The sequence below is a fragment of the Streptomyces barringtoniae genome, assembly GCF_020819595.1.
Lineage (GTDB): Bacteria > Actinomycetota > Actinomycetes > Streptomycetales > Streptomycetaceae > Streptomyces > Streptomyces barringtoniae.
Map to the genome: position 1 here is coordinate 23,612 of NZ_JAJHNP010000011.1, position 26,395 is coordinate 50,006.

The window sequence follows — 26,395 nt, forward strand, 5'->3', positions numbered from 1 at the left end:
CGAGCGGGGTGTCGCCGCGAACATAAAGGCACCGCAAGGGAGTTGGGGCCGGAACCCGAAGATCCGTATGCGTTCGTGACCGCGGGTCTCAGGCCGCCGCGCCCTCGCGGACCACGTCCCGTGGCCGCTTGTCCTCGCGCAGTCCCAGGTAGCGGGGGTGCCGCAGCATCCCGTCCCGGGTCCACTCGGTGAACGCGATCTGCGCGACCAGCTCCGGCTTCACCCAGCGGGCCCGGGCCTCGCGCACGGCACCGGTGAAGGGCGAGGTGTCGCGGCGCAGCCCGTCCAGCCGCTCGCGCAGCTCCAGCAGGGTGCGCCGGTCGAAGCCGGTGCCGACCTTGCCGGCGTACCGCAGCCGGTCACCGTCGTAGAAGCCGAGGAGCAGCGCCCCCAACCCGACGCGGCTGCCCGCCGGTTCGGTGCAGCCGCCGATCACGAACTCCTGCCCCTGGGAGCACTTGAGCTTCAGCCAGTCCGGGGACCTGCGCGTCCGGTACGGCCCGTCGGCCCGCTTGGCGATCAGCCCCTCCCAGCCCCGGCCGCAGGCCTCGGCCAGCAACTCGGCGCCGCCCGCGTTGCGATGCGGGGTCAGCCGCAGCGGGGCGCGGAAGGACAGCGCCCGCCGCAGCAGCGACTTACGGACGCGCAAGGGGAGTCGACGGGTGTCGGCGCCCTCCAGACGCAGCAGGTCGAAGAGGTAGTACGTCACCGCGACCCCGGACGCCTCGATGTCCCGGCGCCGGGTCAGCCCCAGCCGCCGCTGCAGCCGCGCGAAGTCGGTACGGCCGCCGCTGAACGCGACGACCTCGCCGTCCACCGTGAAGTCGGTGCACTCCTGCGCCGCGAGCGCCTCGACGATCTCCGGATAGGTTTCGTTCAGCCGCCGGCCCGTGCGCGAGAGCAGCCGTACCCGGTCGCCCTCGCGCACCGACAGCAGCCGGACACCGTCCAGCTTCCGCTCGAACAGCCAGCCCTCGCCGAAGTCCCGCCGGTCGCTGAGCGTGGCCAGCATCGGTGCCGCCGCGAGTTCGGCGCCCGGCCCGGCCGGGCCCAGCAGTTCCCGTCGGTCGGCCGGCAGCGCGTCCAGCAGCCCCGGCACCGCCCCTCACTCCTCGCCGGCAGCCGCGACCTGCGCGAGGGTGCGTCCGGTGCGCACCGAGCGGGCCCGCCGGGGATCCGGGGTGCCGTGCCCGGCCGACCGCGCCGGCCCCTTGCGCACCAGCAGCCAGGCCTCCTGTTCACCCTCGTCTCCGCGGAAGCGGGTCAGCGCGTACTCCCCGCGCAGTTTGCTGCCGTGCAGCCGGAAGGTGGCGTGCCCGTGCTCCAGCGACTCCGCGAAGTCCACCGGGCGCCCCTTGCGGTCGTGGCTGAGCGGCTCGTACGTGCCGTTGTCCCAGACGATCACGGTCCCGCCGCCGTACTCGCCCTCCGGGATCACACCCTCGAACTCCTCGTACTCCAGCGGATGGTCCTCGGTGGGCACGGCCATCCGCTTGTCCCCGGGATCCGTGGACGGGCCCTTCGGGACCGACCACGACTTCAGGACGTCGTCGACCTGGAGCCGGAAGTCGAAGTGCATCCGGCTGGCGTCGTGGATCTGCACCACGAAATGCGGCTCGTCACCCCCGGCCCGGGGCTCCTGCCCCGACGGCTCGCGGGTCCGCTCGAAGTCGCGCCTGCCGCGGTACGTCCGCAGCCGGTCCTCCGCTGCCACCTGGGGCTCCTTCCGTACGACCGCCTCACGGGCGCCGGGTACCCCGGACGGGGCCGTTCAGCCCGCGATGCCGTCCAGCTCGGCGACCGCGTCGTCGGGCAGCACCAGGGACGCGGCGGCGATGTTCTCCCGCAGGTGCTCGGGGGAGGAGGTGCCGGGGATCAGCGCGATGTTAGGCGACCGGCGCAGCAGCCAGGCCAGCGCCACCTGCTGCGGCGAGGCCCCCAGCCGGGCGGCGACCTTCGCCAGCGCGCCGGACTGCAGCGGGGTGAAGCCGCCGAGCGGGAAGTAGGGCACGAAGGCGATGTTCTCGGCCGCCGTGCGCTCCACGAGGGCGTCGTCCTGACGGTTGGCCAGGTTGTACAGGTTCTGCACGGTCACCACGGGCGCGATCGCCAGCGCCTCGTCCAGCTGCGCCGCGGTCACCGTGCTCAGCCCCAGGTGCCGGACCAGCCCCCGCTCCCGCAGCTCGGCCAGCGCGCCGAACTTATCGGCCACGGACTCGTCGTTCGGGGACTCCACGTCACCCACCCGCAGATTGACGACGTCCAGCGAGTCCACACCGAGGTTCCGCAGGTTGTCGTACACCTGCGCCTTCAGGTCCTCCGGGTGCCGGGACAGGATCCAGCTGCCGTCGGCTCCCCGGCGGGCGCCGACCTTGGTGACGATGTGCAGCTGCTCGGGGTAGGGATGCAGGGCCTCCCGGATGAGCTCGTTGACGACCACGGGGCCGTAGAAGTCGGCGGTGTCGATGTGCGTGATGCCCGCCTCCACCACCGCACGGAGCACCGCCACCGCCCGGTCACGGTCCTTCGGCGGGCCGAAGACGTGCGGCCCGGCCAGCTGCATGGCGCCGTATCCGATCCGCGTCAGGGTCAGGCCCTCGGCCGGGGTGAGGGTGCCGCCGAGCTGTGCAGTCATGTCGTGCCTCTCAGGATGGTGCTCGAGATGTCCGGGCCACCGTTTCCGCCGGCGGCCCGCTCTCCACCCTGAGCCCGTCGGGCCCGCCGTTGCAGTACCCCGTCGATCCTGGGAGTGACAGGGCCAGTCACCGCCGGCCGGGCCGCCGTACGGTGGGGCCATGGACCGAACGAACGCCCTCGGCGACTTCCTGCGCGCCCGCCGGGCGCTGGTACGGCCCGAGGACGTGGGGCTGCCCGGTGGCGGCCTGCGCCGGGTGCCGGGGCTGCGCCGCGAGGAGGTCGCGATGCTGGCCGGCATCAGCTCCGACTACTACCTGCGGCTGGAGCAGGGCCGCGACCGCAACCCGTCCGTGCAGGTCCTCCAGGCCATCGCCGGCGTGCTGCGGCTCGACGCCGACGCCACGGCCCACCTCGTCGGCCTCGCCCAGGACCGGCCGAGCTCCGGCGTACGGTCCGGGCGCCGCACCCAGCAGGTCCCGGCGAGCCTGCTGCAGCTCATCGACGGCTGGCCGCGCAACCCCGCCTACGTCCAGAACCGCTACACCGACTGCCTGGCCGCCAACGCCCTCGCCAACGCACTCACCCCGAACTACCGGCCCGGCGTCAACCTCCTGCGGGCCGTCTTCCTCGACCCGGCCGAGCGCGAGCTGCGCCGGGACTGGGGGGACCTCACCGAGGAGGGCGTGGCCGTGCTGCGCTCCGAGGCGGGAGCGGACGCCGACGACCCGCGGCTGCGGGACCTGGTCGGCGAGCTGTCCCTGCGCAGCGAACGCTTCCGCACCCTGTGGGCCAGGCACGAGGTACGGCCCCGCCGCGGCCGGATGAGCCATCTGACCCACCCGCAGGTCGGCGACCTCGACCTGCAGTCGACCAAGCTGTCCGTGGACGGCACCGACGGACTCACCCTGGTCGTCTTCCACGCCGAGCCCGGCAGCCGCAGCGCAGAACTGCTGGACATCCTCGGCAGCCTCGCCGCACCGGCCGGTGACCGTGCCCGGCCGGGCAGCGCCCAGGAACGGATCGAGGGGCAGTAGCAGCGCGGCCCGGTTCAGAACTCCTCGTGCCTGTCGGGGTCCCCGCCGAGCCTGCGCGGGGAGCGGCGGCCGATCGCCGCCAGCTGGCCGGAGTCCAGCTCGAAGCCGAAGACGTCCAGGTTGGCGCGCTGCCGGCCCGGGTCGGCCGACTTCGGGATGGGCAGCGCGCCGACCTGGAGGTGCCAGCGCAGCAGCACCTGCGCCGGGGTCACCCCGTGCGCCTCGGCGACCTCCGCGACCGCGGGATCGTCCAGCAGATCGCTGCCCCGGCCCAGCGGGCTCCAGCTCTCGGTGACGATGCCCTTGTCAGCGTGGAAGGCGCGCAGCTCCTCCTGCGGCAACAGCGGGTGCAGCTCGATCTGGTTCACCGACGGCAGCACGCCGGTCTCCTTCTCCAGCCGCGTGATGTGCTCGGGGGTGAAGTTCGAGACACCGATCGAGCGGACCAGCCCGTCCTCGCGCAGCTCGATCATGGCTTTCCAGGAGTCGGCGTACTTGCCGACCCGGGGGTTCGGCCAGTGGATCAGATACAGGTCCACGTACTCCAGGCCGAGCCGCAGCCGGGACTCCTCGAAGGAGGCGAGGGTCTCCTCGTAGCCGTGGTGGCGGCCGGGCAGCTTGGTGGTCACGACCACCTCCTCGCGGGGCACGCCGCTGCCCGCTATGGCCCGACCGACACCGCTCTCGTTGCCGTAGTTCGTCGCGGTGTCCACCAGCCGGTAGCCCAGGTCGAGAGCGGAGCGTACGGCCCGCTCGGCGTCCGTGTCGTCCAGCGGCCAGGTGCCGAGGCCGATGGCGGGGATCGCCGTACCGTCGTTGAGCGTGTGCGCCGGAATGCCGTTCACGATGGGACCTTCCCTCGACAGTGTCGTCCCCCCAGCCTCACGGAAGGGCGAGCGGTGATCAACCGGACGGGTGGGGAGAGAGCAGCGGTCGGCATGGGCGGCGGGGACGGCCACCGGGTCGTGGCCGTCCAGCAGGACGCCGGCGAACCGCCGGTGTTCCCAGTGCGACCGGCCCGCCCTCTTCACGGCCGGCGGCACGGCGGTGTTCCGGAACGCGGTCGTCCGGGAGTTCGCCGCGGGAGGGCCGGGGTGTCACGATCTTCGGGGGAGCCGGTTCGGACGAGCACGGGAGCGCGCATGACCACGCACAGGGCCACCGCGGACCAGACGGAACGGGTCGAGGGCGTGGCGGGGAAGGTTCCAGGCGTGGAGGTGAATCCGGTCGCCGGGCACATCGGCGCCGAGATCACCGGAGTCGACCTCGCCGGGCCGCTGGACGCCACCGTCGTGGCCCTGATCCGGCAGGCCGTGCTGCGCTGGAAGGTGGTCTTCTTCCGCGGGCAGGACCTGGACCACGCCGGGCATGTGGCCTTCGCCCGCCGCTTCGGCGAGCCGGTCGTGCTGCCGCGCCGCGGTCCGCACTCGCCGGCGGACTTCCCGGAGGTCGAGACTACGGCCGACCGGCTGGAACTGGCCGGACGCTACGGCATGGAGCACGACGAGTGGCTGCACCGTCGCCGGCACACCCTGCTGCGCGGCTGGCACTGCGACTACGGGACCCGTATCGACCCGCCGGCCGCGACCATCCTGCGCGCCCAGACCGTCCCGCCCTACGGCGGCGACACCACCTGGGCCAACCTGGCCGCCGCCTACGCGGGCCTGTCGGCGCCGGTCCGGGCCTTCGTGGACGGACTGCGCGCCGAGCACCGGCTCGGCGTGGGCTACCAGCCCCGGCCCGGGGACGACGCCTATGCCCGTCACCTCCTGGATCACCAGGTCGTCTCCGAACACCCCCTGGTGCGGGTGCACCCGGAGACGGGGGAGCGGGTGCTGTTCGTCAACGGCTACTACGTGGAGGAGATCGTCGGCCTCTCCCGTCCGGAGAGCACGGCGATCCTGGAGATGCTGGTGGAGCAGGCGGTCCGCCCCGAGTACACCGTCCGCTTCCGCTGGGAGCCGGGCAGCGTCGCCTTCTGGGACAACCGGGCCACCATCCACCTGGCCCCGAGCGACCACGCCCACGTCGGCTCGCCCCGGATCATGCACCGGGTGATGCTCGCGGGGGAGGTACCGGTGGGCGTGGACGGCAAGCCCTCGGAGGCGGTGATGGGCACGGAGCCGGGCCGCTGGTGAACGGGGTCCGGATGCCGCCCCGTGCCGGAGGCCGCCCCGTCAGCCCGCCGGCCGCCACCCCAGCGCCGGGCCGAGCTTCGTCGCCATGTCCGTCAGGATCTGTACGTAGTCCTCGTACTCGAAGGTGAACGGCAGCGCGAACGCCACCTCGTCCACCTCCCGGAACGCGGCGTGCGCGTACAGCCGTTCGGCGATCTCCTCGGCGGTGCCCACCAGGTCCGGGGCGAACAGCAGCCGCCCCGGTCCCTGCGGGGAGGCCGTGCGCGGCAGCCGCTTGGCCGCGTACGCCTCGTACTTGGCGCGCTGCTCCGGGCTCGCGGAGTCCGTGGGTATCACGACCAGGCCGTGCGAGACCCGGGCCGCCTCGCCGTCGGGGTGATGGGCGCGGAACTCCCGGACGAGGGCCAGCTGGATCTCGGCGAAGTCCCACGGCCCGTCCGGCTGTTCCGCCTTGACCACGCTGCTGGTGAGGAAGTTCATCGCGTGCTCGCCCGCCCAGCGCGCCGAGCGCAGGCTGCCGCCGCCGTACCACATCCGCCGGCCGAGCCCCGGGGAGTGCGGCTGCACCACATCGCTGAACACCTCGAACCCCTCGACCCCGCTGAAGTCGCTCGCCGGCTTGCCCCGCACCAGGTCCAGCAGCCGCCGCACCCGCTCGTAGCCAAAGTCCTCGGCGTCGGCCGTGTCCGGGTACAGGGCGTCCTTGACCTGCTCGAAGTGCATCGGCGGGCCCACGCTGACGCCCGGGTTGAGCCGGCCCCCGGACAGGACGTCCACCGTCGCCAGGTCCTCGGCGAGACGCAACGGGTTCTCCCAGCCGAGCGGGGTCACCGCGGTGCCCAGCTCGATGCGGCGGGTGCGCTGGGAGGCGGCGGCGAGGACGGCGACCGGGGAGGAGATGCCGTGCTGCAGATGGCGGTGGCGCAGCCAGGCGCTGTCGAAGCCGAGCCGCTCGCCCAGCTCGATGATCTCCAGCGTGGACTCGTGGCCCCGGGCCGGATCCGCCGGGTCGAACAGGCCGATGGTGAGGAAGCCCAGCTTGCGCAGCGGGCGGGCGGTGGACGGCACGGGCTCCTCCAGCGGTCGTAAGGCGCTTCGCCTTTCGATTCTGGCAGGCGAGTGTGACAACCGTGTGATCACTTCAGCGGGATGACGATCTCGTCCTCCACCGGCGGATCGACCTCCTGCGCCCGGTTGCCGGTCGCGGCGAAACAGCGCAGCCGGACCGCCTCCGGAGCGACGTCCAGCCGCAGGAAGCACTTGAAGAACGGCGGGCTGTAGGTGGCCGAGCCGGGCGAGAACAGCTGGGTGTACGCCTTGCGCACGGGCAGCCGGAACCGGGACGTACGGTCCGGGCGGCCGCCGGTGCCGAGGAGGCTCGCGATCAGCCGGGTGCGCCGGGTGATCCGGGCCTCGGGGCCTGGCTTGCGGCCAGGCTCGATACCGAGGCGCTCGGCGACGACCGCCGTGGCCTCCGCCTCGGTCAGGGTGAAGAAGCGGCGCAGCCGCAGCCGGCGGCCGTACAGGCGGCTGTAGAAGGCCAGGGAGTCGCCGCGCAGCGGATAGCAGCGGAAGTCCCGCTCGGTGACACCCCCGACCGAGACCCGCGGGATGGTGTGTGTGGCGTGCATGAACGCCCCGCCGCCGCCCGCGACCACGTACTGGATGGTCCGGCCGTCCACGTCGACCGGATAGCGCTGGTAGTTGTGGATGTCGCCGCCGATCGCGGCCACATAGTGGTGCTCCGGGTCCCGGACGATGTCGTCCACCGTCCCGGCGCCCTCGATCGGGCACGGGTGGTGCTCGCCGTCGACGTACAGCGGTGACCCGGTGATCAGGATCTTCGGCCGCGGTCCCCGGGAGACCTCGCGCAGCCAGGCGCCCTGTTCGGCGTCGATCGTGCCGAGCAGACCGGTGTCGATGCCGACGATCCGCAGCGGACCCGCGTCGATCGCCCAGTACGGCCCCGGCTGTGCGGCCTGCTGGCCGGGTGCCGACCGCAACTCCCTTGCGGCTGCGAGCCGTTGCTCGTCAGCCGGCTGCGGCCGGTGCCACAGCAGGGCCCGCCACCAGGCACGGCCGAGCGGGCGGGGCCGGGGCTCGGGGTCGAGCGGCGGGGTGTCGGCGCAGAAGACGCGCATGAAGGCGCCGAGATCCTCGTACCAGTCGTGGTTGCCCGGTATCGCGTATATCGGGGCCGGATAGTCCCGGTAGGGCCGGAAGAACTTGCTGCCGTAGTCGTCGGCGCTGCCCACCGGATAGATCACATCGCTCGCGATCACCGCGAAGTCGGTGTCCTCGCTCGCCTTCAGAAACCCCGGGACGACGGCGTATTGGGGGTCGTCCCCCTCCCCGGTGTCACCGATGACCATGAAGGAGAACCAGTCGTCGGTCTCCCGCTCGATCACCTTGTCGACGGGCGCCCCGGCCGCCTCCCGGCGCGCCACCCAGCGGCTGCGGGTACGGCCGGTCGGGTCGCCGAACCAGGACGCCAGCACGCCGTTGCGGGCGGCCCACAGGGTCCGTGGATTCAGCCACGACAGCTTCTCGACGTGGTCCGGCATCAGCTGCTTGTAGGTGCCGGGCTCGGCCGAGCCCCAGCCGGCGCCCTGGGCGGTATCGCGCGAGGAGTCAGACACGCCGTGCACAGTAACAACGCACCGGTCACGGGAGGTTGGCGGGGCCTCGGCCGGTACGCTGTGCAGCCGCTGAGCGAGAGGGGCGGACAGACCATGGAACTCGCCTTCGCCGGACGGGTCGTGGAGTGGCGGGGACCGGCGCCGTACTACTTCGTCGCCGTGCCGGACGCGGAGTGCGCCGACATCCGTGACGTGGCCGCGCTGGCCAGTTACGGCTGGGGCGTGATCCCGGTCGAGGCCAGGGTCGGCGGCACGGACTTCACCACGTCCCTCTTCCCCAGGGACGGCGGGTACCTGCTGCCGCTCAAGAGCGCCGTGCGCCGGCCGGAGGGGCTCGCGCCGGGTGACGAAGTGACCGTCGCGATGACCGTACGGCTGTGAGGCCCGCGGCGAACCCCGGCCCCGTGACCCGGCCGGGCCTTCGCTGCTCGTGGCTGGGTGCGGCGTCGAGCTGAAGAGCGATGGACTGCCAGGAGACGGGTGCGAGCCGGGCGTGGAGCGGCGATCGGGCGCCGGCCCCTGCCGGCCAGCCGTCCAGCCAGTCGTAGAGGGTGCTGTGCGCCCCGCTGCCTCCGTCACCGGCCCATTCGCCGCGTTCGGCCCTCGCCCGCCGTTCGCGCTCGGCGCGGTGGCAGTCCACGGCGAGCGCCGCCGCGTAGCCGCGCAGGTCCTGGGCGCTGTCGACCCGGTCCGGGAGGATGCCGGAGTCGAGCTCGACTCCGGGGGAAGAGGAAGTCACCGGAACGTGCGCCCCGGCCTCCTCCCCGCCCGGCTCGTCCGCACCGCCCGTTTCACCCGTGGTGTCCCCAGGCGGTTCACCCTGACCACGGACGGCGGGAGTGTGTTGTAACTGCGGGGTCGTACGGGGGACGATCCCGCTGACTGCCTCTGGCGGCTCGAGGTCCCGCCCTCCCGCACCCTCCGGCTGTCCGGTGCGCCGCTCGCCGCGGGCCGGCCGTACGAGGTGCTGCTCCTGCCCGGCGCCGCCCCGGCCCTGGGGCGCCGCATAGGGAAAACCCTCGATTGACCGCAACTGTGGTGACATGGACTAGTCAATCCTGTCATCCTCCGTGCGCACGTCGATCCTTCACACCCCGCACATGGATCCACGGTCCCGCACAGCTCAGCTCACGGGCAGCAGACCCGTCTGCCCGTCTGTCACCGGCCGCGACCCGGCGGCCGCAGCAGGAGGAGTACGAGTGAGACCCCACAGACGCCTTCCCCACAAGCGTGCCACGGTCGGAGCCGCCCTGGTCTCCACCGCCGCCTTGCTCACCCTCGGCATGCAGGCCGCCCCGGCCGTCGCCAAGCCTGCCGCTCCCCACCCCAGCCCGCTGCGCACCGGCGGCCTGGAGGCCAGGCTCAGCCCGGCCCAGCACCAGGCACTGATCGAGAGCGCCCAGCAGCAGACCGCCGCGACCGCCCGCACCCTGGGGCTCGGCGCGAAGGAGAAGCTGGTCGTCAAGGACGTCGTCAAGGACAACGACGGCACCCTGCACACCCGGTACGAGCGCACCTACGCCGGCCTCCCCGTCCTCGGCGGCGACCTCGTCGTGCACACCCCGCCCGCCTCCCTCGCCGTGGGCACCGTGAGCACCACCTACAACAACAAGCACAAGATCCAGGTCGCCTCCACCACCGCGACCTTCACCAAGTCGGCAGCCGAGGCCAAGGCCCTGAAGGCCGCCAGGTCCCTCGCCGCCAAGAAGCCCACCGCCGACAGCGCCCGCAAGGTGATCTGGGCCGGCAGCGGCACCCCGAAGCTCGCCTGGGAGACGGTGATCGGCGGCTTCCAGGACGACGGCACGCCCAGCCGGCTGCACGTCATCACCGACGCCACCACCGGCAAGGAGCTGTACCGGTACCAGGCGATCGAGACCGGCGTCGGCAACACCCACTACAGCGGCCAGGTCACGCTGACGACGACCCAGTCGGGTTCGACGTACACCCTGACCGACGGGGCGCGCGGCGGGCACAAGACGTACAACCTCAACCACGGCACCTCGGGCACGGGGACGCTGTTCTCGCAGACCAACGACACCTGGGGCGACGGCACCAACTCCACCGCCGCCACCGCGGGCGCCGACGCGCACTACGGGGCGCAGGAGACCTGGGACTTCTACAAGAACTCCTTCGGCCGCAGCGGCATCAGGAACGACGGTGTCGGCGCCTACTCGCGTGTCCACTACGGCAACTCGTACGTGAACGCCTTCTGGGACGACACCTGCTTCTGCATGACCTACGGCGACGGCTCCGCCAACAACGACCCGCTGACCTCGCTCGACGTCGCGGGCCACGAGATGAGCCACGGCGTCACCTCGAACACCGCGGGCCTGGACTACACCGGTGAGTCCGGCGGCCTGAACGAGGCCACCAGCGACATCATGGGTACCGGCGTGGAGTTCTACGCCAACAACAGCTCCGACCCCGGTGACTACCTCATCGGCGAGAAGATCAACATCAACGGCAACGGCACGCCGCTGCGGTACATGGACAAGCCGAGCAAGGACGGCTCGTCGGCCGACAGTTGGTACTCCGGTGTCGGCGGCCTGGACGTGCACTACTCCTCGGGCCCGGCGAACCACATGTTCTACCTGCTCTCCGAGGGCAGTGGCACCAAGGTCATCAACGGCGTGACCTACAACAGCCCGACCTCCGACGGCGTCGCCGTCACCGGCATCGGCCGCGCCGCCGCGCTGCAGATCTGGTACAAGGCGCTGACGACGTACATGACGTCCAGCACCAACTACGCCGCCGCCCGCACCGCCGCCCTGAACGCGGCGACCGCGCTGTACGGCGCCAACTCCGCGCAGTACGCCGGAGTCGCCAACGCCTTCGCCGGCATCAACGTCGGCAGCCATGTCACCCCGCCGGGCAACGGGGTGACGGTCACCAACCCGGGCAACCAGACCTCCACCGTCGGTACCGCCGTCAGCCTCCAGGTCCAGGCCAGCAGCACCAACAGCGGAGCCCTGTCCTACAGCGCCTCCGGACTGCCCGCGGGCCTGTCGATCAACAGCTCCACCGGTCTGATCACCGGCACGCCCACCACGGCGGGCACCTACAACACCACGGTGACGGTGACCGACTCCACCGGCGCCACCGGCACCGCTACCTTCACCTGGACGGTCAACTCCAGTGGCGGCGGCGGTTGCACCTCGACCCAGCTGCTGAGCAACCCCGGCTTCGAGTCCGGAGGCACCGGCTGGAGCGCCACCAGCGGCGTCATCACCAACGACACCGGCGAGGCGGCCCACGGCGGCTCGTACAAGGCCTGGCTCGACGGCTACGGCACCACCCACACCGACACGCTGTCCCAGTCGGTGACGATCCCCGCGGGCTGCAAGGCGACCCTGACCTACTACCTGCACATCGACACCTCGGAGACCACCAGCAGCACCCAGTACGACAAGCTGACGGTGACCGCGGGTTCGAAGACCCTCGCGACCTACTCGAACCTCAACGCCGCCTCCGGCTACAGCCAGAAGACCTTCGACCTGTCCTCGCTGGCGGGCCAGACGGTCACGCTGAAGTTCAACGGCGTGGAGGACTCCTCGCTGCAGACCAGCTTCGTCGTGGACGACACCGCCCTGACGACCGGCTGACCCACACATGACGGTCCCGCACCCCGGCAGCCGGCCGGGGTGCGGGACCCTCGCATGTCACCTCGTGCGTCAGCTCAGCGGATCCAGCGTCAGATACGCCTGCTGCGGGCTGCCGTCGTGGACCAGCGACTCCTGGTTGCCGACGTCGTCGAAGGCGAAGGCGTAGGCCTTGCCGTCGGCCGTCTGCGCATGCACCGCACGCGCGTACTGGTTCGTCACCGCGTCCTGGTAGAAGGCGGCCGTCGAGGTGTCCGGCTGGTTCGGGTTCACCAGCAGGGTCGAGCGGTTGAAACCGGCGCACAGCGTACGGGAGATGGGGCCCCGCACATTGTCGTTGGGCGCGTCGAGCAGCTTGTGGCAGCCGAAGACGCTGTCCGCGTCCGGCTTCTGGAAGCTGGTGACCACCGCACCCGAGGCGTTGGTGAAGTTCATGACGTTCCCCGAGACCCGGCCGTAGTACTTGGTGTTCGGCTGGTCGGCGAACGGCGTGACGGTCAGCGTCGACGTCGTGTACTTCTGCCAGACCCGGTTGACGTAGTCGTCCATCACGCTCGCCGGCAGGGCGCCGGTCTCCACGCCGTACAGCGGTGACAGGGCACGCAGCACGGTGCCGTCGGAGCGGGTCTGGATGAGGCCGGGCCAGCCGCCCGACCGGCCGCGCAGCGCGTTGAAGAAGCCGGTGTATCCACCTGACTTCAGGTGCCCGGTGGTGCTCACGCTGCCGTCGGAGCGCTGCACGCCGACCGCGTACGGCGCGGAGAACATGTCCACCTGGGTGCTGTTCAGCCACAGTCCGGAGTCGTTGAGGGTGTACTCGGACCAGTTGAACAGGATGTTCCGGTTGGGGTCGGACGGGTTCTGCACGGCCGGCTGCACCAGGCCGCCGGTGGTCAGCCGGAAGTCGAGCTTCTGGCCGTAGGAGAAGTAGATCCGGCCGGAGAACTTCGGTATCCGGATGGTCGTGGACTGTCCGGGGGCCGGACCGGCGATCGCCGCGTCGGGGGCGGGCGTCGGCGGGTTGCCGCCCGCCGGCCAGGCGTGGAAGCCTCCGTTCGCGTCGGCCCAGCCCTGCTGCCCGGAGGACAGCCGGGTGCCGAGGTCGTAGACGTAGACCGGTTCGGAGCGGCCCGAGTTGTTGGTGATCTTCAGCGGGATGGTGTCCGGCACCGCGGCACCGGCCTGGTCCGGGGCGCCGAGGGCGAGCACCCCGCCGACCAGGGCCGCGGCGGCGGCCAGCGGCAGCGCGGGGCGGGTGAGTTGATGCGGCACTCTCTTGCCTCCGTGTGGGGTCGGGGTCGTACGGATATTGGTCCGTACCTGTTTGAGAGCGCTCTCAGGCTGGTACCAGGGCGCGTGCATGTCAATACAAGAGGCGGACCTGATTACGGCGCCTGTGCCCGGCGCCCGTCCCCGGCGCCCGGTTGGGCCTCCCCGGTGTGCCGGACCCCGGCCACCGGGAGGGCCATGGGCTCACTCGAAGCGGCTGGTGTCCCCGGCGCCCCGCCGTACGATCTCCGCCTCGCCGCCGGAGAAGTCCACGACCGTCGTCGGCTCGGTGCCGCACTCGCCCGAGTCGACCACCGCGTCCACCGCGTGGTCCAGCCGGTCCTTGATCTCCCAGCCCTGCGTCAGCGGCTCCTCCTCGTCCGGCAGCAGCAGCGTGCTGGACAGCAGCGGCTCGCCCAGTTCCGCCAGCAGCGCCTGGGTGACCACATGGTCGGGAATGCGGACGCCCACGGTCTTCTTCTTCGGGTGCAGCAGCTTGCGCGGCACCTCGCGCGTGGCCGGGAGGATGAAGGTGTAGCTGCCGGGCGTGGACGCCTTCACGGCCCGGAAGACGTCGTTGTCCACCCGTACGAACTGGCCGAGCTGCGCGAAGTCCCGGCACATCAGGGTGAAGTGGTGCCGTTCGTCCAGTTGGCGGATGGAGCGGATCCGGTCCATGCCGTCCCGGCTGCCGAGCCGGCAGCCCAGCGCGTAACAGGAGTCGGTCGGGTATGCGATGAGCGCTTCCGAGCGCACCGCGTCGGCGATCTGGGCGATGCTGCGCGGCTGCGGGTTCTCGGGGTGCACGTCGAAGTACTTCGCCATTCACCGAGCTTAATCCGCCGGCGGCCGGCGGGCGCGCACCGCCCGCTCCATGGCGGCGGCCGAGGCGGAGTGCGCCGCTTCCGGCCGGCCGCCGCAGGACGTCTTTGTGTACCTCCCGGATTCCGGGGCATGCGACCCCTGAGCAGTCCGAGGCCTCCCCCCGGCCCGGACCGCGACATCTCCGCCGGCGTCCCACCCCCCGGGCCGCCGGCGGAGCCGTGTCCGGCGCGGGAGCGCAGGCGAGTCGGGTAACGTGCGGATGCGTAAGCCCAGGTCAACACGGAGGCGAGGAGAGCAGAACGTGGCCGGCCGACCGGACGGGGACCCGGCGTTCCAGCAGCCGAACGGCGGGGACAGCGCCTGGGCGCAGGAGCTGCTGGACCAGCTGCGGCCCGCCGGGCGCGATCCACGCCGGCTCGTCGACTGGCTCGCCCGGACCGTGAGTGCCTCGGTCTGCCTCCAGGACGACCGCGGTGGCCTGCTCGCCGGTGAGTGGCTGCCGCTCGACTCCGCCGTCTTCGCCGACGTCGCCGCCGGCCGGGTCTCCGCCGCGTCCCTCGACGACGGGGCACGGCATGTGCGGCTGGTCGGGATCCGGCGTCCCGGGCCCGGACCGGGGGCGGGAGCCGTCCTCGCCGTGGCCCGCCCGGAGCCGTTCGACCGGCGCGCCACCGAAATCCTCGGCCGCACCGTGGGCATACTGGAACTGCTGCTCAGGGAACGGGAGTCGGCCGAGTCCGGGCGGCGGCTGCGGCGGGCCACGGCCGATCTGCGGCTGGCGATCCTGCAACTGCTCATGGTGGAGGACACCGTCTCCGCCCGCCGGGTCGCCGCCGGGCTGTGGCCGGGGCTGCTGGAACAGGACAGCGCCCGGGTGTACGTCCTCGAGGGCACCGCCGCGGAACGGGACCGGCTCGCCGACGCGTGCGTGGACGCCACCGAGGGCCGGGCGCTGGTCGTGCGCTGCCCCGCGGTGGACGAACACGTCATCGTCGTCGGCCCGTCCGCCGACGTGGGGGAGCGGCTGCGGTCCCTCGTCGCCGACCGGCGCGGCACCTTCCTCGGCGGCAGCCCCCGGCAGCGCCTCGCCCTGACCGCCACCGCCTACGGGCAGGCCGTCACCGCCCTGGCCGTGGCCCGCTTCCGGTCCGACCGGTACGCCGTCTACGCCGCCCGCACCCGCCCAGCACGGCTCATCGACCCCGCGGCGCTGCGGGCCTGGGCAGCCGCCGTGCTGCGCCCGCTCGACCAGCTGCCGCACCACGTGCGCGCCGAGCTGCTCGCCACCACCCGGCTGGGCCTGGAGTTCACCGCCGTGAACGCGGCCAAGGTGCTCGGCGTCAGCCGCAACACCGTCCGCGCCCGGATGGACCGGGTCGCCGCGCTGCTCGGCGCCGACCTCTCCCGGCTGCCCGTCCGCGCCGTCGCCCACGCCGCCCTCGACACCGAGGCCGCGCAGGGCCCGTACGACCTCTCCGGCGGCGCACCCGGTCCGCCGACCCGGGCCCGGCTCACCGAGCTGCTCGGGACGAGCGCGCTGCGCTCCTGGGCGGAGGGGCTGCTCGGCCGCCTCGACGAGGACGGCCGGGACCTGCGCGGCACCCTGCGCGCCTGGACCGGCGCCGACGCGCACGCCGAACGCGCCGCCCAGGTGCTCGGGGTACACGCCCAGACCGTGCGTGAACACGTCCGGGCCGCCGAACCCGTCCTGGAACGCCGGCTGACGGCCGGCGGCACCGACCTGTACGAGGTCGTCCTCGCCCAGCTCGTCACCGGTGAGCTTCCGGTACCCGACGTCGGCACGCCCGGTCCCGGCACGCCGAACCCGGACCAACCGGACTCCCCTGTGCACCGGTGAGTCCCGTGCGGGCCCTGCCGGGCACGCGTGCACTACCCCGCCTGCGCCGGCACACGTACCGTATCCGCAGTCCGCGGGGCACGACCGGAACGGGGGACCGGTCGCGGCCCCGCGTTCGACTGTGGCGCCCGGCCGGACCGGCGCCTCCTGCGGGCGTTGATCGCGGAACGCGCCGCCTCATCCGGTGCGCGTGATCGGCAGGTTGTAGACGTGCGCCGGAGAGATGATCTTCGTGATCGCTTCCACCAGAAGGGTGCTCGGCTCCCGGGACCGGTAGTCGGTGTCGGTGTTCAGGAGCGCCACCAGTGTCGTCCGGGTCGACGGCAGGTAGACGGTCACCGTCTCGTAGCCCGGCAGGGAGCCGTTGTGGCCGATCCATCCCTGCACGTCGAAGATGCCCAGGCCGTATCCGGCGCCCTTCACGGCGCCCGCCTGCGGTGTGGTCAGCCGCTGCTTCTGCGTCGCGGTACTGACCATGGTCGTCCCGTCCGGGAACCGGCCCGTGGCGACCGTGGGCGCCCAGGTGCGCAGGTCCCGGAGGTTCGAGATGATCGCGCCGGCGGCCCAGCCCCAGGACGGGTTCCAGTCGGCCGCGTCGGCTTCCTTGCCGTTCGCCGTCTGCCGGGTGTAACCCTGCGCGTGCGGGGAGGGGAACTCGTTGCCGGTCGGGAAGACCGTGTGCCGCATGCCGGCCGGATCGAGAACGTGCTGCTTGATGTAGTCCCCGAGGTGCTGTCCGCTCTCCTTCTCCACCACCAGACCGAGCAGGATCAGGTTGGTGTTGCAGTAGGAGAACCTCTGCCCCGGCTGGAACATCAGCGGATGCCTGAAGGAGTAGGCGAGCAACTCCTGGGGGGTGAAGGGCCGTTGCGGGTTGGAGGTGAGCGCCTTGTCGAAGCCGGGGTCCTCGGAGTAGTTGTACAGTCCGCTGCGCATGTCGGCGAGCTGACGCAGCGTGATCCTGTTCTCGTCGGGCACGCCGCCGATGTACGTGCCGATCGGGTCGTCCAGACCGACCTTCTTCTGGTCCACCAGCTGCAGCAGCGCGGTCACGGTGAACGTCTTGGTCTCGCTGCCGATGCGCATGTACAGGTCCGGTGCCATCCTCTGCCCGGAGCTCTTGTCGGCGACGCCGAACGAGCGGACGTAACTCGGCTGTCCCGGCGTCCAGATGCCGACCGTCGCGCCGGGAATGCTCGCCTCGCGCATCACCTTGCGTACGGCGGCGTCCAGTTGGCGTGCCGCTTCGGGGGTGAGGTCACGGACCGGCGCTGTCGAGGGGCTCGGACCGGGCGAGTCGGCGGCGAGGGCGGCCGGTACCGAGGCCGGGGACGCGCACACGGGGCCGGCGGCGACCGGTGCCAACAGCGTCCCCACCGTGACGGCGACCGCGGCCCCCCTCAGCAGGCGTGCGGACGTGCGCGACATGGGCTGACTCCAAGCACGTGAGAGGTGAGCGTGCGATGAGCGGGACGTCGAAGCCCTGGCCCTCCCAGCATAGGAGCGCGCTCCCCGCCGCGCCCGCCGGACGAAGGGGGATCGCCCCGCTCGCCGCCTGCCGGCGGGATGCTTGTCCGACAGGCGGAAGACCTCGTTCGAGCGATGGCCTCACCCGACCCGGTGAGCCTGCGGGGCGGGCCGTACCGGCGGCGGGCCACGGGCGTTGCCCCGGCATGAACCGCTTGGACCCGGGGTACCGCTTGGATTCGCTGGACCGGATCGAACGGCTGGACCGGATGCGCCGCGCGGCCCGGCCGGCGCGGGCGGACCGGGCCCGGGAGCCGATCTACGCCGGCCTCGTCGCGGAATGGCGTGCGCAGGGACGCACTGTGCCCGCTGACCCCGACGGGCTGTCGGCCGTCCTGCCCGGGGCCGGCTCGGGTGCGCGGCCCGCGCCCGAGCACGCCTGAGCCCGAACCGTCACTGCCCGCGCAGCGGCGAGAGCACGGCGAGGGTGCCGTTGGCCTGCCGCAGCGCCTCCTCCAGGTCGCCGGGCGAGTGGAGCGTGCCGGAGCCGTCCGGCGGTACGAGCCATTCCAGGAAACGCGCGGGCCGGTACGGCGGCGGTACGGCGACCCAGGCACCCTTGGTCGCGTACCTCAGACCGGCTCCCACCCAGCCCCCGGAGGGGTCCGGCGGCAGGAAGAACCCGACCCGGCCCGCCGCCGTGTCGACCAGCGTCGGCCCCGGCGCGGGGATCCCGGGCCGCCACAGCAGGTCGAGGGTGAGCAGCCCCAGTCGCTCGGGAACGCTCAGCACGTCCCAGAAACGGCCCGCCTCCAGCAGTGCGATGCCCTCGCCGTGATCCCACTCCCATTTGCAGGAGCGCGGGTCCGCCGACGCTGCGGCCAGCCATTCCACGCCCCGCGTCCACATCGTGTTCGTCATGCACCGCTCCGGGTGTCCTCGTCCGCCTGCCCTCGGCATATGCATGCTCGTAGATATTTCTACGTGGCGGAAGGGGTGGCGCGGCCTGGCGTTTGTGCGGGGATGTTCGAACTCCGGTTACGGGTTCGTCAGTTGAGGGAGGGCGACACGTCACCCGCGCGAAGGTCGCATACCGGGCGGGACGCTTGATTCCGTCGTACTGACAATCGAATCACGCGTCGAGTCTTGAGTCCGATGCTGCTTCGGTCGTATGGTCACGTCATCCGTCATCCGTCATCCGTCATCCGTCATCCGGCACCGTCTCCAGCGAGGTACTTCATGGACCGCACGCGTCTGCACGCCCTCCTGGCCCGCGAGAGCGCCGAGGCCGAGCGTCGCAACCCGCGCTCCCGTGCGGCCTACGCGGGCGCCGGCCACCTCTTCGGCCGCGTACCGATGACCTGGATGAACAAGACGGCCGGTGCCTTTCCCCGCTATCTGGCCGGGGCGCGCGGCGCCCGGGTCACCGATGTGGACGGGCACGAGTACATCGACTTCTGCCTCGGCGACACCGGCGCGATGGCCGGCCACTCGCCCGCCCCGGTCACCGGGGCCGTACAGCGGCGCTTCGCCGAGCTGGGCGGGGCCACGGCGATGCTGCCGACGCAGGACGCGGAGTGGGTCGGCGCCGAGCTGACCCGGCGGTTCGGGCTGGCGCGCTGGAGCTTCTCGCTCACCGCGACCGACGCCAACCGGTGGGCGATCCGGCTCGTCCGGGCCGTCACCGGGCGCCCCAAGATCCTCGTGAACAGCTACTGCTACCACGGCAGCGTCGACGAGTCCCTGATCGTCGTCGGCCCGGACGGCACGGGCACCGCCCGACCCGGCAACGTCGGCGCGCCGTGCGACGTCACGCAGACGAGCCGGGTCGCGGAGTTCAACGACCTCGCCGGGCTGGAGCGCGAACTGGCCCACGGCGACGTCGCCGCCGTGCTGATGGAGCCGGCCCTCACCAACATCGGCATCGTCCTGCCCGAGCCCGGCTACCTCGCCGGCGTACGCGAGCTGACCAGGCGATACGGCAGCCTGCTCATCAACGACGAGACCCACACCTTCTCCGCCGGACCCGGTGGCTGCACCGCCGCCTGGGACCTCGAACCCGACCTGCTGACCATCGGCAAGGCGATCGGCGGCGGCATCCCGGCCGGAGCGTACGGGCTGTCCGCCGAACTCGCCGAGCGGCTCCTGGCCCGCACCGACCTGGACCTCGTCGACATGGGCGGCGTCGGCGGCACACTCGCCGGCAACGCGCTGTCGGTCGCCGCGATGCGGGCCACCCTCGAACACGTCCTCACCGACGAGGCGTTCGACCGGATGGACAAGCTCTCCGAGCGCTTCGAGGCGGGCGTCCGGGCGGGCATCGAGACCCACCGGCTGCCGTGGTCCGTGAGCCGGCTCGGCGCCCGCACCGAGTACCGTTTCACCAGCCCGGCGCCGCGCACCGGCAGCGAGTCCGCGGCCGTCTCCGACCCGGAGCTGGAGGACTTCCTCCACCTCTACCTCGCCAACCGGGGCATCCTGCTGACCCCGTTCCACAACATGGCGCTCATGTGCCCGGACACCACCGAGCAGGACGTCGACACCCACACCGAGGTCTTCGCCGCCGCCCTCGCCGAACTGGCGGACTGAGAACCACGGTAGTACCCGCACGAAAGGACACGCGTGGACGAGATCGACCGGGCCATCCTGCGCGAGCTGCAGACCGACGGCCGTATCGCGTACGCCGACCTCGGCCCGAAGGTCGGCCTGTCCGCCTCGGCGGCGCGGCAGCGGCTGCAGCGCCTGCTGGACTCCAAGGCCGTCCAGGTGGTCGGGGTGACCGACCCGATGGCCATGGGCGGACAGGCCATGGCCCTGCTCGGCATCGGCGTCGACGGCGACCCCCGCGCCGTCGCCGACGCACTCGCCGAACGCCCGGAAGTCGTGTACTCGGTGCTGACCTCGGGCGGATTCGATCTGTTCGCCGAGGTGGTCGCCCCCGGTCCGAAGGCCCTGCTGGACTTCGTCAACGACGTGGTACGGCCTCTCGAGGGCGTCCGCGAGATCCAGTCGTTCCCCTACTTCGGCATCCACACCCACCGCTTCCTGTGGGACGTGGGCTGACCGGCGCGACCGTCAGGGATCCGGTGGCCGAGGCGCCAGGACCAGCATGGTGACGTCGTCCCGCGTCTCATAGCGCCCCCGCACGAGGTCCGCCCACACCACCCCGGGCAGCTCGGCGGACGCCGTGCCGGACAGGGCGGCCAGCCGCGCGGGCAGCGGATAGAAGGCGTCGTCGGCGTCCCGTGCCTCCCACACCCCGTCGGAGGCCAGAAACAGCCGGTCGCGCGGCCCGAGCGTCACCGTGACCCCCTTCGGCGCGTCGACGTCGACCAGCCCGAGCCCCAGCGGCGGCCCCGGCACGACGGTCACCTCCAGGGCGTCCTCCTCGTGCAGCAGCACGGGCGCCGGATGACCGCAGGCGACCACCCTCGCCGCACGCCCGTCGGGGGAGAACTCCAGCAGCATCCCGGTGGCGAACAGTTCCGCGTTCCGTACGCCCGCGGAGTCCACCACCAGCCTGCGGTCCATCCGGGCGGCGACCGACTCCAGGTCCGGCTGGTCCAGTACCGCCTCCCGGAACGCGCCCAGCAGCGTCACCACCGTCGCGACGGCCGACAGCCCGTGGCCCTGCACGTCCCCCATGACCACGCGGACGCCGTACGGACCGTCCCGTACGTCGAAGAAGTCCCCGCCCACCAGCGTCCCGTCCTGCGCGGCCCGGTAGAAACCCGCGCACCCCACGCCGCCCACCCGCTCCGGCAGCGGCGGCATCACGGCCTGCTGGACGGCCTCCCCGATCGCCCGCTCCGTGTCGAGCTGGGCGTCCCGGCGGCTGCGCACATAGGACACGAACACACTCAGCACGGCCACGAACACGATGGTGAGCAGATCGGTGTTGCCGGGGCGGTTGAGATGGGTGGCGGGGATGTTCAGCACCACGACCACCCCGGCGCCGAGAAGCGCGGTGGCCAGCGGGCCGTACGACAGGACGGCCAGCGGTGGAATCGCCCCCAGCACGAAACCGGCGTCCCGCGCCCGGGGAGTGATCACCGTGGCCACGGTGACGCCCGCGAGCAGCAGCACGGGCAGCACCCGTACCCACCACGGCGGCGGCGCGCCCCGCAACCAGCCGCGATCTTCAAGGTCCCGATGCGACGACCCGCCGCGCACCGATCTCACATCCCCAAGCTACGCCGCCCTCCGCACCGGGGCTCCCCGTGCGGGACACCGGCCCTCGTCCCGGCCGCGGTCCGCGCAAAGCGATGGACGCGCCGTGCGCGGCCCGCGTAGCCTGACCCGGCACGCCCGACGGACGGAAGGAGGCGAGCGTCATGGCCACTGTCATTCTGCGCTCCCCCCTCCCCGTCACCCGGGTGTGCCACGCCTGACCGGGAGCGCGTCCCCGCCGCCGTACCGCGGCACGCATCCCGGAGGAATCCATGACCACCCTGGTCGTCCGCGCGCTCGACGAGAGCACCGCGCACCTTTTCGACACCATGCCCGACCCGCTGGAGTTCCGCGACAAGCACCGGAAGACCCGCTTCCGCCCCGAGTGGCAGCGCATCGCCGTACGGGACGGCCGCACCGTGGCCCGCGCCGCCTGGTGGGGCCGGCCCGAGGACCCCGAGCCGCTCGTGATCAACTGGTTCGACGTGGCCGAGGGCGAGGAGGAGGCCGGAGCCGAACTCCTGCGGACCGCGCCCTGGCACACCGACGAACTCGAACTCGACCTGCCCTCCGGCTGGCGCACCGACCCCCGGCAGCGGGCCGCCGTGGACACGCGGGCCGCCGCCGCGCTCGCGGCCGGCTACACACCGCTGGTGGAGCGTTTCCTGTACCGCTGGACCCCGGACCGGGGCCTGCCCGAACGACCCGGCCGTCTCGTCTTCGCCGCCGAGCCGGACGACGCCGTCTTCCACGACCTGCTGCGCCGCATCCACTCGGTCACCCTCGACGCCCACGCCCGCCGGGCCCTCGAACAGGGCGGCCCGGACCTGGCCGCACAGCAGGAACTGGACCTCTTCCACTGGCTTCCGTCCCCGCGCGCCTGGTGGCAGACCGCCCGCACCCCCGAGGGCGAGCCGGTCGGCATCCACATCCCCGCCCGCAATCCGTCCGGACCCTGCGTCGCCTTCATCGGCGTCGTGCCGGAACAACGGGGCCGCGGCTACGCCTACGACCTGCTCACCGAATGCACCCACTTCCTGGCGGCGCAGGGCGCCGACTTCATCGCCGCCGCCACCGACCGGACCAACTTCCCCATGGCCGCACACTTCACCCGGGCCGGCTACCCCGTCGTACGGGAGCGCATCAACTACTGGGCCGACCGCGTTGTCAGTGGCGGGTGACATGCTGGGCGTCAGTGGTGATCGGCCGCGCGACGGGGGAGGGACCATGGGATTCGACGGCGAGTTGTGGCGGGTGCGCGCGGGGGAGGAGGCGGTCGGCGACATCGTGATCGACCAGGCCGACTTCCCATGGCTGTCGGGCACGTTCACCGCGGGCCCCGGTTTCGCCGCCGTGCGGGACCTCTTCGCCCGTGACCTGGCCCTGCTGGAACAGGCCGACGAACTGGGCTGGGAAGAATGGGAGAGAGCGTACGACGAGGTGCGGCGCCGGGTCTCGCTGTCGTCACCGGACGGCCCGGTCGCCGAGTTCCTGCTGCACATCGAGGGCGACCGGGCGTGGTTCCGCTGGAGCGAGGAGCCGTTCGCGGAGCCGGGAAGTTCTACTCTTGATCAAGGAACCCGGCCGTCAACGGCCGCCCGGTGACAGGAGATTGGATGCCCACGACCCGCCCCACACTCATCGACGCCGCCGGCGGACTCGCCGCGAACTCCGCGGTCGACGCCGACTCCTGGTGGTTCAGCGCCAGGCTGCACGACCACGAGAGGGTCTTCTGGGTGAAGATCCACGCGATGGAGATGAACGGCGCCTGTCTCAGCACGGTCGCGCTGCTGCAGGAACCGGACGGCCGCACCGGCGACAAGCACACGATCGAGGCCAAGGACAGCGTGACGGCGTCCGCGGACTCGCTCGACGTGAAGACATCGATCCTGACCGTGGGCGGGGACCTGGACGAGCTGGAGATATCCGGTGCCACGGACACCGCCTCGATCCGGCTCACCCTTCGGCGCGAGGGCCCCGTGCTCTACAACGGCGGCGCCGGAGTGTTCCCCTTCTTCGGCGGGACGACGGGGCAGTACGCGCTGCCCGGCCTGACCACGTCGGGGACCGTCACCGTGGAGGGGGTCACGCACCAGGTCGCCGGACGCACCTGGTTCGACCGCCAGTGGGTTTCCGGAGCCACCGAGACACCGCGGTTCACCTGGCTCGGACTCGACCTCGGCGCGGGCCGGTACCTGAGCGTCTGGGACGCGGTGGGAGACGGCACCTCCTGGCTCACCGAGCTCAGGCCGGACGGCTCACACCTGATCACCCGGGCTCGGCGAACCGACCGGGACGGGCACTGGCTGCTGACCGTTCCGAGCCTCGACGCGTCCCTGGAGATCACCCGTCGGGAGCTGTTCGCCACGCAGGGCGCCTACACCGGCGCATGCCAGGTGACCGGCACGCTCGCGGGAGAGGAGATCGCCGGGCACGGCTTCACGGACGTCATCGGCGCTTGAGGTCCCGGGTTCCGGCCTCGGGGTGAACCGGAGCGATGCGTTTCACCCCGAGCGCCGGTATCCACGGCCGACGGCGCGTGACGCCGGCCGTGGCCGAGCGACCGGCAACGGGACACCGGGCATGTGTCCCCGTCACCGGTCAGTCGGTCGGGCCCGGATCCCTGCCGTCCGCCAGGCGGGCCTGCGCTGTCGCCAGGATCTCGGTGACACGGAGGCCGAACGCGGCGTCGCAGGCATGGGGGCGGCCCGTGCGGGCGGCCGTGAGCAGGGCGTCGGTGGCGCGGGAGAGCGCGGGGACCGCCCCCTCGGAACTGCCCGGCATCAGCGCCACGCCCGCCTCGCCGCGCAGTTCCACATCGGCCCCGGCCGCCGCCGGCGGTGCCGTCAGGCTCAGCGTGAGCGTGCTCGACGCGCCGGTGGCATGGTCGAGGACCAGATGCACGGTGTCCGCCGGACCGTGCGCCGCCGCCACGACCTGCCGTACGTCGCCGAGGACCGGCAGCAGCACCGACAGGGCGTGCGGACCGACGTCCCACAGCGCGCCCTTCTCCCGCCGCCACGGCGAGGCCGCGAACGGGCTGTCGGAGGTGAACACGGCCCCCAGCCACTGCGCGCGGGCAGTGAACCAGCCCGCCACGGCCGCCTGTTCCTCGATCCAGGCGTCCGGCTCCTTCTGGAAGCGCGCGGTGAAGAAGACCACCGAGGCCACCCCGGCCCGCTCGACCGCGGCCACGACGGCCCGCCCCTCGGCCACCGACACCGCCAGCGGCTTGTCCAGCAGCAGATGACGGCCCGCCCGGGCCGCCCGCACCGCCAACTCGGCCTGCACGGAGGGCGGCAGGGCCACGGCGACGGCGTCCACGCCGGCCAGCAGCGCGTCCACGTCGTCGTATGCGGGGACGTCGTACTGCTCGGCCAGCGCGGTGACGGCCTCCGGCCGGCGGCCCCACACCCCGGCGAACTCCACGCCGGGGTGCCCGGCGAGAGCGGGGGCGTACGCCGCCTGGGCCCACGGGCCCGTCCCCAGCAGTCCGATACGCATGTGGCGTTCCTTTCTCCGAGCCGATCCCCGCGCCCTCAAGAGCCTGCGCTCCGGTCGCCCTGTGCACACCTGCCGTCCGGATCCCCGTCGGCGGCAAGCCACTTGGCGATCGTGGCGGCGATGGGCTGACCTGTGTCCATCTCGACGAACCCGAACTGACCCGACTGGTTGCACTCCAGGAACCACCAGATCCCGTCGGCGTCCTCGGCGAAGTCGAGTGCGCCGTAAGCCAGTTCCGCGCCCCTCATGTACCGCCGTACGCCCTCGGCGACGCGCGGGGGCACCTCCGCGGGGAGCCAGGGGGAGACCGACGGGGCGAAGCGGACGTCCACGTCGTCCGGGTGGGCGTCCGGGTCGGCGGGCTTGCGCGCGGCCAGCAGCGTGTCGCCGACGACGGTGAGCCGGATGTCGGCCCGTTTGGTGATCCGCCGCTGCAGCAGCGTCGGGCCGAAGGCCACCGCCGAGAAGTCGGTGTCCGGTGCGACCCGGCTGGTCGGCACCGCACGCGGCGGCTCCTGCGGATGCGCGCCGGACACCGGCTTGACCACCAGATCCGGGAAGCGCTCCGCGAACTCCCGGGCCGCCTGCGGGAAGGTGGTGATCAGCGTGGCCGGCACCGCGAGGCCGCTGCCCTGGGCGAGATGCAGCTGCCAGGGCTTGTGGCGGGCGCGACGGGCCGCGTCCGGATGGTTCATCCAGCGCGCGTCGGTCGTGCGCAGCATGCCGTACAGCGCCTGCGACGCCTCCTCCGTCAGCCAGGCGGACGGCTGGGCGGCGCGGGCGGCGGCGTCGCCGGGCCTGCGCACCCAGACGGAGCGCAGGCCGCCCATGCTGACCAGGCGCCCGCCGACGGACAGATGTCCGCGGCAGGCGCCCCGCACGTACTCGCCCGACAGGGCCACCCCGTTGGTCAGATCGGCGGGATCGAGCCGGACGACGGGCACCCCGGCCTCGCCCAGCCGGAGGACCACCATGTCCGCCGTCACGTCCTCTTCACTGGTCAGGATGAGCACGGTCATCTTCCAGGGCCCGCGTTCAGTCGTCGAAGTGCGTCTTGGAACCCGCCGTCGAGGTCGTGGTCCCCAGCGCCCTCAGGGTCGCGTGGTCGGTGGCGGCGATCCGCCCGTCCGGGAGGACGTTCAACTGCAGTCCGGAGTCGTACGCGTACGGAGTGGTGACGTCCAACTGCACCGCGGGGCGCGCGTAGTTGAGCGTGAACGGTTGCATGGTCTCTCCCTGATTAGGCTTTCAC

General features: G+C 72.3%; 25 protein-coding genes. 11 read left to right on the forward strand and 14 right to left on the reverse strand.

Going from position 1 to position 26,395, the window contains the following annotated elements; all coding sequences use genetic code 11:
• Positions 1–88: 88 nt before the first annotated feature.
• From ligD to LMU33_RS20985, 3 genes are read right to left on the reverse strand one after another with little or no spacing between them, the layout of a single operon-like run.
• Positions 89–1,099 (reverse strand): non-homologous end-joining DNA ligase, encoded by a 1,011-nt coding sequence (ligD, locus tag LMU33_RS20975; RefSeq protein WP_228622034.1) that lies wholly within the window; start codon positions 1,097–1,099, stop codon positions 89–91.
• A gap of 6 nt (positions 1,100–1,105) precedes the next feature.
• On the reverse strand, positions 1,106–1,714 hold the full coding sequence (locus tag LMU33_RS20980) for a DNA polymerase ligase N-terminal domain-containing protein (protein WP_228622035.1): 609 nt from the start codon (positions 1,712–1,714) through the stop codon (positions 1,106–1,108).
• A 57-nt stretch (positions 1,715–1,771) separates the two neighbouring features.
• Entirely contained in the window at positions 1,772–2,635 is an 864-nt protein-coding gene (locus LMU33_RS20985; RefSeq protein ID WP_228622036.1) for an oxidoreductase, read from the reverse strand.
• Positions 2,636–2,795: 160 nt separating this feature from the next.
• Here LMU33_RS20985 and LMU33_RS20990 point away from each other — a divergent pair, with 160 nt between their 5' ends.
• The gene (locus tag LMU33_RS20990) at positions 2,796–3,671 is read left to right on the forward strand and encodes a helix-turn-helix domain-containing protein (protein ID WP_228622037.1); all 876 of its coding nucleotides are present in this window, start codon (positions 2,796–2,798) and stop codon (positions 3,669–3,671) included.
• 14 nt (positions 3,672–3,685) lie between these two features.
• Here LMU33_RS20990 and LMU33_RS20995 read toward each other — a convergent pair whose 3' ends face one another.
• On the reverse strand, positions 3,686–4,516 hold the full coding sequence (locus tag LMU33_RS20995) for an aldo/keto reductase (protein ID WP_228622038.1): 831 nt from the start codon (positions 4,514–4,516) through the stop codon (positions 3,686–3,688).
• Between the two features lie 297 nt (positions 4,517–4,813).
• On the opposite strand from LMU33_RS20995, the gene LMU33_RS21000 reads away from it, so the two are divergent.
• Positions 4,814–5,809, forward strand: a complete 996-nt coding sequence (locus LMU33_RS21000; RefSeq protein ID WP_228622039.1) for a TauD/TfdA dioxygenase family protein — start codon at positions 4,814–4,816, stop codon at positions 5,807–5,809.
• Positions 5,810–5,848: 39 nt separating this feature from the next.
• Here LMU33_RS21000 and LMU33_RS21005 read toward each other — a convergent pair whose 3' ends face one another.
• A complete protein-coding gene (locus LMU33_RS21005; protein ID WP_228622040.1) occupies positions 5,849–6,877 on the reverse strand; it encodes an LLM class flavin-dependent oxidoreductase in 1,029 nt (342 codons plus the stop codon).
• A 68-nt stretch (positions 6,878–6,945) separates the two neighbouring features.
• On the reverse strand, positions 6,946–8,448 hold the full coding sequence (locus tag LMU33_RS21010; protein ID WP_228622041.1) for a metallophosphoesterase family protein: 1,503 nt from the start codon (positions 8,446–8,448) through the stop codon (positions 6,946–6,948).
• A gap of 93 nt (positions 8,449–8,541) precedes the next feature.
• Here LMU33_RS21010 and LMU33_RS21015 point away from each other — a divergent pair, with 93 nt between their 5' ends.
• Both LMU33_RS21015 and LMU33_RS21020 read left to right on the forward strand, forming a co-directional pair.
• Entirely contained in the window at positions 8,542–8,829 is a 288-nt protein-coding gene (locus tag LMU33_RS21015) for a DUF1905 domain-containing protein (protein ID WP_228622287.1), read from the forward strand.
• 818 nt (positions 8,830–9,647) lie between these two features.
• Entirely contained in the window at positions 9,648–12,053 is a 2,406-nt protein-coding gene (locus LMU33_RS21020) for a M4 family metallopeptidase (RefSeq protein ID WP_228622042.1), read from the forward strand.
• Between the two features lie 69 nt (positions 12,054–12,122).
• Here the strand turns inward: LMU33_RS21020 and LMU33_RS21025 are convergent, their stop codons facing one another.
• Positions 12,123–13,322: a glycoside hydrolase family 64 protein gene (locus LMU33_RS21025; protein WP_228622043.1), complete on the reverse strand. Its 1,200-nt coding sequence runs from the start codon at positions 13,320–13,322 to the stop codon at positions 12,123–12,125.
• 201 nt (positions 13,323–13,523) lie between these two features.
• A complete protein-coding gene (locus LMU33_RS21030) occupies positions 13,524–14,144 on the reverse strand; it encodes an L-threonylcarbamoyladenylate synthase (protein WP_228622044.1) in 621 nt (206 codons plus the stop codon).
• Between the two features lie 301 nt (positions 14,145–14,445).
• Between LMU33_RS21030 and LMU33_RS21035 the strand changes: the two genes are divergently transcribed.
• The gene (locus LMU33_RS21035) at positions 14,446–16,002 is read left to right on the forward strand and encodes a helix-turn-helix domain-containing protein (RefSeq protein WP_228622045.1); all 1,557 of its coding nucleotides are present in this window, start codon (positions 14,446–14,448) and stop codon (positions 16,000–16,002) included.
• A 177-nt stretch (positions 16,003–16,179) separates the two neighbouring features.
• Here LMU33_RS21035 and LMU33_RS21040 read toward each other — a convergent pair whose 3' ends face one another.
• Positions 16,180–17,430: a serine hydrolase domain-containing protein gene (locus LMU33_RS21040; protein ID WP_228622046.1), complete on the reverse strand. Its 1,251-nt coding sequence runs from the start codon at positions 17,428–17,430 to the stop codon at positions 16,180–16,182.
• Between the two features lie 245 nt (positions 17,431–17,675).
• Here LMU33_RS21040 and LMU33_RS21045 point away from each other — a divergent pair, with 245 nt between their 5' ends.
• Entirely contained in the window at positions 17,676–17,912 is a 237-nt protein-coding gene (locus LMU33_RS21045) for a hypothetical protein (RefSeq protein ID WP_228622047.1), read from the forward strand.
• Positions 17,913–17,922: 10 nt separating this feature from the next.
• On the opposite strand, the gene LMU33_RS21050 is transcribed toward LMU33_RS21045, so the two are convergent.
• Positions 17,923–18,390, reverse strand: coding sequence for a hypothetical protein (locus tag LMU33_RS21050; protein ID WP_228622048.1), 468 nt, complete (start codon positions 18,388–18,390; stop codon positions 17,923–17,925).
• Positions 18,391–18,708: 318 nt separating this feature from the next.
• Between LMU33_RS21050 and LMU33_RS21055 the strand changes: the two genes are divergently transcribed.
• Positions 18,709–20,058 (forward strand): transaminase, encoded by a 1,350-nt coding sequence (locus tag LMU33_RS21055; RefSeq protein ID WP_228622049.1) that lies wholly within the window; start codon positions 18,709–18,711, stop codon positions 20,056–20,058.
• 33 nt (positions 20,059–20,091) lie between these two features.
• On the forward strand, positions 20,092–20,532 hold the full coding sequence (locus tag LMU33_RS21060) for an Lrp/AsnC family transcriptional regulator (protein WP_228622050.1): 441 nt from the start codon (positions 20,092–20,094) through the stop codon (positions 20,530–20,532).
• Between the two features lie 12 nt (positions 20,533–20,544).
• Here LMU33_RS21060 and LMU33_RS21065 read toward each other — a convergent pair whose 3' ends face one another.
• A complete protein-coding gene (locus LMU33_RS21065) occupies positions 20,545–21,651 on the reverse strand; it encodes a PP2C family protein-serine/threonine phosphatase (protein ID WP_228622051.1) in 1,107 nt (368 codons plus the stop codon).
• Between the two features lie 260 nt (positions 21,652–21,911).
• Here LMU33_RS21065 and LMU33_RS21070 point away from each other — a divergent pair, with 260 nt between their 5' ends.
• Genes LMU33_RS21070 through LMU33_RS21080 form a run of 3 tightly spaced genes read left to right on the forward strand, consistent with a single transcriptional unit; the run spans position 21,912 to position 24,101 of the window.
• Positions 21,912–22,820 carry a GNAT family N-acetyltransferase gene (locus LMU33_RS21070; protein WP_228622052.1) on the forward strand — a complete coding sequence of 303 codons (909 nt, stop codon included), beginning with the start codon at positions 21,912–21,914 and terminating at the stop codon, positions 22,818–22,820.
• 46 nt (positions 22,821–22,866) lie between these two features.
• On the forward strand, positions 22,867–23,244 hold the full coding sequence (locus LMU33_RS21075; protein ID WP_228622053.1) for a hypothetical protein: 378 nt from the start codon (positions 22,867–22,869) through the stop codon (positions 23,242–23,244).
• Between the two features lie 11 nt (positions 23,245–23,255).
• On the forward strand, positions 23,256–24,101 hold the full coding sequence (locus LMU33_RS21080; RefSeq protein WP_228622054.1) for a lipocalin-like domain-containing protein: 846 nt from the start codon (positions 23,256–23,258) through the stop codon (positions 24,099–24,101).
• A 139-nt stretch (positions 24,102–24,240) separates the two neighbouring features.
• Here the strand turns inward: LMU33_RS21080 and LMU33_RS21085 are convergent, their stop codons facing one another.
• Genes LMU33_RS21085 through tgmA form a run of 3 tightly spaced genes read right to left on the reverse strand, consistent with a single transcriptional unit; the run spans position 24,241 to position 26,370 of the window.
• On the reverse strand, positions 24,241–25,143 hold the full coding sequence (locus LMU33_RS21085) for a Gfo/Idh/MocA family protein (protein WP_228622055.1): 903 nt from the start codon (positions 25,141–25,143) through the stop codon (positions 24,241–24,243).
• A 35-nt stretch (positions 25,144–25,178) separates the two neighbouring features.
• Entirely contained in the window at positions 25,179–26,162 is a 984-nt protein-coding gene (gene tgmB / locus LMU33_RS21090; protein ID WP_228622056.1) for an ATP-grasp ribosomal peptide maturase, read from the reverse strand.
• Positions 26,163–26,178: 16 nt separating this feature from the next.
• A complete protein-coding gene (gene tgmA / locus LMU33_RS21095) occupies positions 26,179–26,370 on the reverse strand; it encodes a putative ATP-grasp-modified RiPP (protein WP_020938095.1) in 192 nt (63 codons plus the stop codon).
• Positions 26,371–26,395: the final 25 nt, after the last annotated feature.

Excerpts from the sequence above, each read along its gene's own strand:
- LMU33_RS21055 (WP_228622049.1), top strand. The coding sequence starts at position 18,709 with ATGGACCGCACGCGTCTGCACGCCCTCCTGGCCCGCGAGAGCGCCGAG.
- LMU33_RS21045 (WP_228622047.1), top strand. The coding sequence starts at position 17,676 with ATGAACCGCTTGGACCCGGGGTACCGCTTGGATTCGCTGGACCGGATC.
- LMU33_RS20985 (WP_228622036.1), bottom strand. The coding sequence starts at position 2,635 with ATGACTGCACAGCTCGGCGGCACCCTCACCCCGGCCGAGGGCCTGACC.
- LMU33_RS21015 (WP_228622287.1), top strand. The coding sequence starts at position 8,542 with ATGGAACTCGCCTTCGCCGGACGGGTCGTGGAGTGGCGGGGACCGGCG.
- LMU33_RS21000 (WP_228622039.1), top strand. The coding sequence starts at position 4,814 with ATGACCACGCACAGGGCCACCGCGGACCAGACGGAACGGGTCGAGGGC.
- LMU33_RS21050 (WP_228622048.1), bottom strand. The coding sequence starts at position 18,390 with ATGACGAACACGATGTGGACGCGGGGCGTGGAATGGCTGGCCGCAGCG.
- LMU33_RS21080 (WP_228622054.1), top strand. The coding sequence starts at position 23,256 with ATGCCCACGACCCGCCCCACACTCATCGACGCCGCCGGCGGACTCGCC.
- LMU33_RS21070 (WP_228622052.1), top strand. The coding sequence starts at position 21,912 with ATGACCACCCTGGTCGTCCGCGCGCTCGACGAGAGCACCGCGCACCTT.
- LMU33_RS21040 (WP_228622046.1), bottom strand. The coding sequence starts at position 17,430 with ATGTCGCGCACGTCCGCACGCCTGCTGAGGGGGGCCGCGGTCGCCGTC.
- tgmA (WP_020938095.1), bottom strand. The coding sequence starts at position 26,370 with ATGCAACCGTTCACGCTCAACTACGCGCGCCCCGCGGTGCAGTTGGAC.
- LMU33_RS21075 (WP_228622053.1), top strand. The coding sequence starts at position 22,867 with ATGGGATTCGACGGCGAGTTGTGGCGGGTGCGCGCGGGGGAGGAGGCG.
- LMU33_RS21030 (WP_228622044.1), bottom strand. The coding sequence starts at position 14,144 with ATGGCGAAGTACTTCGACGTGCACCCCGAGAACCCGCAGCCGCGCAGC.
- LMU33_RS20990 (WP_228622037.1), top strand. The coding sequence starts at position 2,796 with ATGGACCGAACGAACGCCCTCGGCGACTTCCTGCGCGCCCGCCGGGCG.
- tgmB (WP_228622056.1), bottom strand. The coding sequence starts at position 26,162 with ATGACCGTGCTCATCCTGACCAGTGAAGAGGACGTGACGGCGGACATG.
- LMU33_RS21085 (WP_228622055.1), bottom strand. The coding sequence starts at position 25,143 with ATGCGTATCGGACTGCTGGGGACGGGCCCGTGGGCCCAGGCGGCGTAC.